Raw genomic sequence first — 8,194 nt, 5'->3', positions numbered from 1 at the left:
CACCGCCGCGCCGAGCGCCCTGCACCCCCGCGCCGGTTCGGCCGCCGTACCGCTCGGCCTCCTCGTCGAGCGCGCCGCGGCCGCCGCCCGCGACGGCGAACCGGCGCTGCGCAAGGGCGCCCGGGTGCAGACGTGGAGCCTCGCCCTGGACTCCGGCCCCGACGCCGACCGGCCCGTCACGCTCCCCGAGGAGCGCGAGGTGCGCTGGCGGCCGGACGGCAGCCGCACCGAACGCGTCTCGTCCGACGGCAAGCTCCTGAGCACCCGCGTCTACCCGCCGAGCTGGTCCGACGTCCCGCCCCAGGCCCGCCCGCCGCACACCGCGGCCGCCCTGCGCGCCTACCTCACCGACGGCTTCGACGGCGGCGTGGCCCGGCGCGCCGACCCCCTCACCACCCAGGAGATCCTCGAGTTCCTGCCGTCGCTCCTGGAGACCTGGACCCTCGGCGCCCGCGAGAGCGCCGCCCTCGTCGAACTCCTCGCGGACACCGGCGGCCTGCGCCCCGCGGGCGCCGTCACCGACCGGCTCGGCCGCTCCGGGCAGGCGTACGTCCTCGACAGCCCCGGCGAGCACCTGCGGTACATGCTGATCCTCGACCCCGCGAACGGCGAGGCGCTCGGCCTGGAGCAGACCTTCACCAAGGACCAGCCGGACTTCGCGGTCGAGGCGGGGGACGTGATGGAGTACAACGCCTGGCGTCGCTGAGCGCTTCGCTGGATGTGCGGTGATGACCCCTGCGGGTCGGTGGGGGCTGGTCGCGCAGTTCCCCGCGCCCCTTACGGGGCGCGGATGGTGTCCGTCACCGCCTGGGCGATGCGCCGGATGCCCGGTGAACGCACCGGGCACGGGCGGGACTTGGCCGTTGTCGGGGCCAGGCAGAAGTGCAGGTAGTCCTTCGGGCGGTGCAGGGCGGTGCGGCCGTTCTCGCGCTCGGTGCAGTACGCGGGGTGCGCGCGCTCGTACGCCGTGCAGGGCAGCTTCTCCACCCAGGTGTAGCGGTCGGAGGACGGGCTGACGGACTTGCCCGCGTCCGACACCAAGTCGCCGGTGGCCGCCGCCTGTTGACGGTAGATGCCGTTGACCTGGCGCACGCGGTCCGGCGTGATCGGGTCCGGTCCCTGCGACACCCAGACCACCTTCGGCCGCTTGCCGCCCGCGTCCCGCGCCGCGTCCGTGATCTGGCCGGCCAGCCTGCGCGCGTCGGCCGCGTACCGCGAGAGGTAGGTGTCCCGTGCCTTGTCGTACGTGATGCCCTTCATGCAGGGCGTGTAGCCCCACGCGTTCCCCCAGAACTGCAGCACCACATAGTCGGGGCGCAGCTCGCGCACGAGGGTGGCCGCCTTGTCCTTGTCCGGTACGAGGGAGTCCTCGCCGGTGCCCTCCAGGTAGTCGCAGAGGGTGGTGCCGGAGTAGGGGGCGCTGGTGTAGCGGGCGCCGAGCTGGTCCCGCAGGAGGGTGCCCAGGACGTCCTGGTTCTCCATGGCGAGGGAGTCGCCCAGGTAGAGGACGGTGGGGCGGGGGCGCTTCCGCGCGGGGCCGTCGCGGTCCGAGGTGCCGCCGGGGGCGGCGCGGCTGTCCGGGGCCTTCGGCTTGTCCCGCGGGTCCGCCTCCGGGCGTTGGCGGGCGGTCTGGGAGGGGCTGTTCGCGGCGTCGCCGGGGGAGGGGGGCGGTGCCGCCTCGTTCCCCGAGCCGGGGTCGCCGCAACCGGCCAACAGGGCCGCGCCCAGCAGTAATCCGACGCCCCACGTCCTGCGCATCCTCAGCCCCTGTCCCACCCCACGAAGTTGGCTCACGTAGGCAAGCACAGTCCGGCCCTGGACGGTAGTCACGCAGGCCCACAGGCCGGGCCCCGTCCGCATTACCTCACGCGTAATCGACCCCCCGGCGCCCGCCCGGCAGTCTTGGAGTCACCGGGGCCCGGGCGGCGCACTCCGCCCGGTCTCCGGGGCAGCACCCCCGATGTCCACGACCACGCTGGAGGCGTACGCCATGCCCGCTCAGGACGTTCACCAGACCGCCGTCGCCCGCTACTTCGAGGCATGGAACACCGCCGACGCCGCCGAGCTGCCCAAGGCCGTGGCCGCCGCGTGGACCGAGGACGGCACGTACACCGACCCGCTGGCCGACGTCAGCGGCCACGAGGGCATCGCCGCGGTGATCACCGGGGCCCGGGAGCAGTTCCCCGGCTTCTCCTTCCGGCACACCGGCGAGGTCGACGGCCACCACGGCATCGCCCGCTTCACCTGGGAGCTGGTGTCCGACGCCGACGGCACGGCGCCCGTCGCGGGCTTCGACGTGATCGAGCTCGCGGAGGACGGCCGGATCCGTACGGTGCACGGGTTCCTGGACCGGCTGCCGGCGGCGTGAGGCGCGGGATCCCGCACGCGAGGGGGCCCCGGACCATGACGGTCCGGGGCCCCCTCGCTCATGTGGTGCTCATGCCTCGCGCGGCGAGACCTCGCCCATCACGCCCCACCCGTCCATGCCGGGGATGTCCGTGCTGACGATCTGCGGGGTGCTGGCGATGGCGTACGACATCGTGTCCATCGCGGCCTTGAAGTGCGCCGACTCCACGTGGGCCGCGCCCGCCTCGCCGTCGCGGAAGCCCTCGACGAGGACGAACTGGTGCGGGTTGTCCACGCTGCGGGACCACTCGAAGAACAGGTTGCCCGGCTCCTCGCGGGTGGCGCGCGTGAAGTCGCCGACGAGGTCCAGCCACTCGTCGCTGCGCTCGGGCCGGACGGTGAACTTTACGGTGATGAAGATCATGGGGGGTCGTTCCCTGGTCGCTGTGCAGTGCACCTATGAACGTACCCCTTCATCCCTATAGGGACTACTTGGGGCTACCTGGCCACGAACTGCGTCAGTATCGCCTGCACCTCGTAGATGTCCACGCCCTTGGTGAAGGTCTTCTCGATCGGCACGGGGTTGCTGGAGATCCATATCTTCAGCTCCGCGTCGAGGTCGAAGTGACCGGCGGTCTCGACGGAGAAGTGGGTGATGCTGCGGTACGGCACCGAGTGGTACTCGACCTTCTTGCCGGTCATGCCCTGCTTGTCGACGAAGATCATGCGGCGGTCGGTGAGCAGGATGGTGTCGCGGATCAGCCGGTAGGCGGCGTACACCTGCTCGCCGTGGCCCATGAGCCGCGCGTAGTCCTGCTGCGCCGACGCCGGGTCGACGGTGTGGGCGTTTCCGAACAGCGCCATGTCAGGCCCCCCTCGTGTGACGATGCGTCCACCAGCAACCGTACGTGACCACATTCGTGGACCACGAGGGCGAGCGCCCTGATCCCTACGCCCGCTGGCGGGCCCTGCGCGCCGGGCGCGGGCTCTCCGCCGGGGCGGCCAGATGCCCCTCGACCAGCCGGTTGAGGGCCCGCAGCAGCGCGGTGCGGTCGGTGGCCGACAGGGAGCCGAGCGCGGCTTCGTGCACGCCGTCGACGATCTCCTGGCTGCGCGCGGCGACCCGCGCCCCCTCCGCCGTCACGGCGATGATCCGCGCCCGCCGGTCCCGGCTGGAGGGCCGCCGCTCGGCGAGCCCGGCCTGCTCCAGGGCGTCGACCGTCACGACCATCGTCGTCTTGTCCATGTCCCCGATCTCGGCGAGCTGCGCCTGCGTGCGCTCCTCCTGAAGCGCGTGCACGAGCACGCAGTGCATGCGCGCCGTCAGGCCGATCTCGGCGAGGGCAGCCGCCATCTGCGTACGCAGGACGTGGCTCGTGTGGTCGAGCAGGAAGGACAGGTCCGGTTCCGTGCGGGTGGGTGCCATGGCGGTCATGTCGCCAGCGTAGCCGAGAAGACGGATGTGCGCCCGAGATAGATAGTCTGCAACAAAACTATCTGCTACGGTCCTGAACATCGGGCGGCCCGCAGCAGATCGAGGCCGCACCCCGACCCACGGGAGACCCGCATGTCCGCCCTCGCCCCCGCCTCCGAACGCCCACCGCTCACGGAAGCGCCCGCCCCCACGGCTCGCCGGAAGCGCCTGGCCCTGGGTGTCATCGCCACCGGAATGCTGATGATCATTCTCGACGGATCGATCGTGACCGTCGCGATGCCCGCCATCCAGGAGGACCTGAACTTCACGCCCGCGGGCCTGAGTTGGGTGGTGAACGCGTACCTGATCGCGTTCGCAGGACTGCTCCTGCTCGCGGGCCGCCTCGGCGACCTCATCGGCCGCAAGCGGATGTTCCTCGCGGGCATCGCGGTGTTCACGGCGGCCTCCGTGCTCGCGGGCTTCGCCGCAGAACCGGCGACCCTCATCGCCGCCCGCTTCCTCCAGGGCGTCGGCGGCGCGATGAGCTCGGCGGTCAGCCTCGGCATCCTCGTGACGCTGTTCACCGAGCCGCGGGAAAGGGCCAGGGCGATCGCCGTGTTCAGCTTCACCGGCGCGGCGGGCGCCTCGCTCGGGCAGGTGCTCGGCGGCGTCCTGACCGACGCCCTCAACTGGCACTGGATCTTCTTCATCAACCTGCCGATCGGCCTCGCCGCCCTGCTGCTCGCCGTGCCCGCGCTGCCCGCCGACCGGGGCCTCGGCATCCGGGCCGGGGCCGACGTCACCGGCGCGCTCCTGGTGACCGCGGGCCTGATGACCGGCATCTACAGCGTCGTCAAGGCCGAGGAGCACGGCTGGGCCTCCGGCCACACCCTCGGCCTGGGCGCCCTGGCCCTCGTCCTGCTCGCCGGGTTCGCCTTCCGCCAGACCAGGGCCCGCACCCCGCTGCTGCCCCCGCGCATGTTCCGCTCGCGCAGCGTGACCGGCGCGAACGCCGTCCAACTCCTCATGGTCGCCGCCCTGTTCTCCTTCCAGGTCCTGGTGGCCCTGTATCTGCAGAACGTGCGCGGCTACGGCGCCCTCGGCACCGGACTCGCCATGCTCCCCGCGGCCGTCGTCATCGGCGCGGTGTCCCTGGGCGTCTCGGCCCGCCTGAACGCCCGCTTCGGCGAGCGCAACGTCCTGCTCGCCGGGCTGCTGCTGCTCATGGCCATGCTCGGCCTGCTCGCCCGCCTCCCCGTGCACGCGAACTACGCCCTCGACCTGCTCCCGGTCATGCTCCTCGCCGCGGGCTTCGGCCTGGCCCTGCCCGCGCTCACCACGCTCGGCATGTCCGGCGCCCGCGCGGACGACGCGGGCCTCGCCTCGGGCCTGTTCAACACCACCCAGCAGATCGGCGGCGCCCTCGGCGTTGCCGTCCTGTCGACCCTCGCCGCGTCCCGCACGGAGAGCGGCCTGGCCGGTGGCGCGTCCCGCCCCGAGGCACTGACCTCCGGCTACCACCTGGCCTTCACCGTCGGAGCGGGCCTCCTGGTCGCGGCCTTCGCGGTGGCGCTGACGGTGCTGCGGCGCGGGACGGCCACCGGGAAGTAGCCGCCCCCTAGGGTGCGTTGTGAAGAGAACGCACGGATACGAAGCGAACAGCGATTCGGAACGCGCGAAGCGAACCGAGATCCGGAACGAACCGCAGCGAAGGAGACCCCCCGATGGCTCTCACCCCTGAAGAACGCGAACAGTTCCTGGCCGAGCCGCACATCGCGGCGCTCGCCGTGGACTCCGGGAAGGACGACCGGGCGCCGCTCACCGTGCCCATCTGGTACCAGTACGAGCCCGGCGGCGATGTCTGGATCATGACGGGGCGGGACTCGCGCAAGGGCCGTCTGATCGCCGCGGCGGGCCGCTTCTCGCTCATGGTCGAGCGCCTCGACCCGACGATCCGGTACGTCTCCGTCGAGGGCCCCGTCGTCGCCACGGAGCCCGCGACCCGCGAGCTGCTGCGGGAGATCTCCGCCCGCTACCTCCCGGCCGAGAAGGTCGACGGGTACGTCGACATGGCGTGGAAGGAGCACGGCGAGCAGGTGGTCATCCGGCTCCGCCCGGAGCGCTGGGTGTCGTCGGACCTCGGTTCGATCTGACGCGCCGCGGGCCCGGCCCGGCACCGCCGTCCCGACGGAACTCGCCCGGCCTGCGCCGCTCCTGCGCCAGGGCGACGGCGGCGACGAGGACGAAGGCCACCAGGTGCTCGCGCCCGGCGAGGTTCGGTTTCAGGAACGAGCCCACCACCGTCGGCACGACGGTCGCCAGGCACAGGACGGGCGCCCGCAGCCGCACCGACAGATACGTGAAGAGCCCGAGCACGGCCGCGGACGCCCCGGTGTCCACGTCGTGCGCGTACTCGGCCGGCACCCCCGCGAAGTGGCCGGGCCCGATGGCCACCATGACCCGCGCGGAGAGGGTGCCGGCCAGCGTCGCGGCGTACCCGACGAGGACCGTCCGCTTCCAGCCGAGCAGCAGCTGGGCGAGGCCGAGCGACAGGATCAGCCGCGGCAGCCCGCCCCATGGCGGCTGATCCCGCGTCGGCACGAGCACGGAGACGGGCGTGCGCAGCAGCGACACCCACAGCGGCTGATCCGCGCGGACCTCGCTGACCAGCCGTACGTACCGGTCGGTGGCCGCGATCTCCTGGAGCCCGTGCAGGCCGATCATGGCGACGCTCGCCGCCACCGCGAGCGCCACCCCGGCCAGGCGCCGCGCCCGCAGCTCCCGCCAGGAGGCGAGCGCGACCGCCTGCCACTCCGCGCGCAGCACGCGCCGTACGCCGAGCATCGGCCGATCGTCCTCTTATGTCCCCAGTGTGGCTGTCTGTCGGGGCAAGGTTAGATCACGGACGCGCCTACTTCGCGGCGAAGCCGTACACCATGGTCGGCTTCTTGCCCTGGGAGCCGGAGTAGGCGACCAGGTCGTTGCTGAGGTACAGCTTTCCGTTGGTGTAGAGCAGCTCGGAGCGCAGCGGGAGCAGACCGGCACTGGCGCCGGCGTCGAGCAGGACGGTCTGCTTCTTCGTCCTGCCGTCGAAGGACACCACCTGCGTGTACGGGGCGCTCCTGTAGACGAGGAGGTTCCCGCCGTCCATGCGGATGGGGAAGACCGGGTAGTTGTCGCCGCCCTCGATCCGCTCGCCGGTGGGCTTCCCGGTGGCCAGGGAGAACGACACGATGTCGTTCGTCGACAGGAACTTCTTGTCGTCGCGCCGCGCCGTCGCCACGTACAGCTTGTCGTTGCCGGCCGTGATGCCCCGGCAGTCCTGGATGATCGACTGGGTGCCGCACTGGTGCATGTACCGGCCGTCGGTGAGCGCGATCTTCGTACGCAGCTTGCCGCGCTCGTCGAGGGAGAAGACGTCCGTCGCGCCGGACGCGGAGACCTCGCCGGAGTCCAGGGCGAGCACCACCGGCCGGTTGGAGACGACGCTCGGGGTGTTGACGCCCTCGGGCAGCTTGTAGCTCCACTTCGGCTTGCCGGTGGCCGGGTCGAGCACCTCCACCTGGTACCGCTCCGTGCCGATCTCTCCGCACCCGCGGATCGCCACCAGCCGGTCGGCGTCGCCGCTGTAGCCGATGTCCCGGCACCGCTCGCCCGGCTTCGGCTTCCACAGGAGCTTGCCGGTGCGCAGGTCGAAGGCCGCGCCGCCGTACAGGCCGCCGACGGCGACCGTGTCGCCGCTGATCGTGGCCTGGTTGAACGCGATCTTCTCCTTCTGGTAGCCGACGGCGACCGACTTGGTCCACAGCTTCTTGCCGTTGTCGACGTCGAAGGCCATGACCTGGGTGCAGGGCATGCGGGCGCCGTTCTCGTCCTGCCGGGTGGCCTGGACGACCACCACGGCGATGTTGCCCTTGCCCATGTTGGTGGAGCCCGCGCAGGACATGCCGCGCTTCGGCAGCTTCCACACGTCCTTGCCCGTGCCGGCGTCCAGGCCGGTGATGTGGTCGACGGACGCCTTGGCGTAGATCTTGTCGGTGAGCCAGGAGCCCTTGATCTGCCAGGTGCTGTAGCTGCCGCCCTTGGGGACGTCGGGCTGCGGGGCGGAGCCCTTGAAGTATGCCTTCGGGTCGGCGGGCACCTTCTCCTTCGGCTTCTCGTACGCGGGTCCGGCGCCGTCGTCGCGCGGCTTGGCCGCGGTCTTGTCCTTGCCGCCGTCGTCGTCACCCCGGCTCGCGGCGTACCAGACACCGCCGCCGACGATCACGGCGATGGCGAGGACGGCGGAGGTGATGATCGCGAGGCGGCCCCGGGGGCTTCCGGTCCCGCCGGGGGGCGGGGTGGCGGGCCCCGGGGCCGGGTGGTGGGGCGTGGGCGGCCCGAAGCCGTCGGCCGGCGGGGGGACGGGCGGGCCGAACCCGGCCGGGTGGGCGG

The 8,194-nt window shown here is 72.2% G+C and carries 10 protein-coding genes; 4 read left to right on the top strand and 6 right to left on the bottom strand.

Features of this window, described 5'->3' with window-relative positions; translation table 11 throughout:
• Positions 1–706: hypothetical protein (locus STRAU_RS12645; protein ID WP_037658980.1), on the top strand; the 706-nt coding region annotated here is incomplete at its 5' end.
• A 71-nt stretch (positions 707–777) separates the two neighbouring features.
• Here the strand turns inward: STRAU_RS12645 and STRAU_RS12640 are convergent.
• Positions 778–1,758, bottom strand: coding sequence for an SGNH/GDSL hydrolase family protein (locus STRAU_RS12640; RefSeq protein WP_037658978.1), 981 nt, complete (start codon positions 1,756–1,758; stop codon positions 778–780).
• Positions 1,759–1,960: 202 nt separating this feature from the next.
• On the opposite strand from STRAU_RS12640, the gene STRAU_RS12635 reads away from it, so the two are divergent.
• Positions 1,961–2,368 (top strand): nuclear transport factor 2 family protein, encoded by a 408-nt coding sequence (locus tag STRAU_RS12635; RefSeq protein ID WP_016640688.1) that lies wholly within the window; start codon positions 1,961–1,963, stop codon positions 2,366–2,368.
• Between the two features lie 69 nt (positions 2,369–2,437).
• Here the strand turns inward: STRAU_RS12635 and STRAU_RS12630 are convergent, their stop codons facing one another.
• The 3 genes from STRAU_RS12630 to STRAU_RS12620 all read right to left on the bottom strand — a co-directional run bounded on the left by STRAU_RS12630 (position 2,438) and on the right by STRAU_RS12620 (position 3,781).
• Positions 2,438–2,770, bottom strand: coding sequence for a putative quinol monooxygenase (locus STRAU_RS12630; protein WP_016640687.1), 333 nt, complete (start codon positions 2,768–2,770; stop codon positions 2,438–2,440).
• Between the two features lie 74 nt (positions 2,771–2,844).
• Positions 2,845–3,210 (bottom strand): PH domain-containing protein, encoded by a 366-nt coding sequence (locus STRAU_RS12625; RefSeq protein ID WP_016640686.1) that lies wholly within the window; start codon positions 3,208–3,210, stop codon positions 2,845–2,847.
• 85 nt (positions 3,211–3,295) lie between these two features.
• On the bottom strand, positions 3,296–3,781 hold the full coding sequence (locus STRAU_RS12620; protein ID WP_016640685.1) for a MarR family winged helix-turn-helix transcriptional regulator: 486 nt from the start codon (positions 3,779–3,781) through the stop codon (positions 3,296–3,298).
• 132 nt (positions 3,782–3,913) lie between these two features.
• Here STRAU_RS12620 and STRAU_RS12615 point away from each other — a divergent pair, with 132 nt between their 5' ends.
• Both STRAU_RS12615 and STRAU_RS12610 read left to right on the top strand, forming a co-directional pair.
• A complete protein-coding gene (locus STRAU_RS12615) occupies positions 3,914–5,371 on the top strand; it encodes a DHA2 family efflux MFS transporter permease subunit (protein WP_016640684.1) in 1,458 nt (485 codons plus the stop codon).
• Between the two features lie 113 nt (positions 5,372–5,484).
• The gene (locus STRAU_RS12610; protein WP_037658976.1) at positions 5,485–5,913 is read left to right on the top strand and encodes a pyridoxamine 5'-phosphate oxidase family protein; all 429 of its coding nucleotides are present in this window, start codon (positions 5,485–5,487) and stop codon (positions 5,911–5,913) included.
• Here the strand turns inward: STRAU_RS12610 and STRAU_RS12605 are convergent.
• Both STRAU_RS12605 and STRAU_RS12600 read right to left on the bottom strand, forming a co-directional pair.
• Positions 5,861–6,604 carry a hypothetical protein gene (locus STRAU_RS12605; protein ID WP_016640683.1) on the bottom strand — a complete coding sequence of 248 codons (744 nt, stop codon included), beginning with the start codon at positions 6,602–6,604 and terminating at the stop codon, positions 5,861–5,863. The two genes, STRAU_RS12610 and STRAU_RS12605, sit on opposite strands and share 53 nt — an antisense overlap.
• 67 nt (positions 6,605–6,671) lie before the next feature.
• The coding region (locus STRAU_RS12600; protein WP_037658975.1) for an outer membrane protein assembly factor BamB family protein at positions 6,672–8,194 on the bottom strand (1,523 nt) is incomplete at its 5' end.

The sequence above is a fragment of the Streptomyces aurantiacus JA 4570 genome (genome assembly GCF_000414115.1).
Lineage (GTDB): Bacteria > Actinomycetota > Actinomycetes > Streptomycetales > Streptomycetaceae > Streptomyces > Streptomyces aurantiacus_A.
Note: the sequence above shows the minus strand (reverse complement) of the source record. Positions and strands in the feature narration are given on the sequence as shown.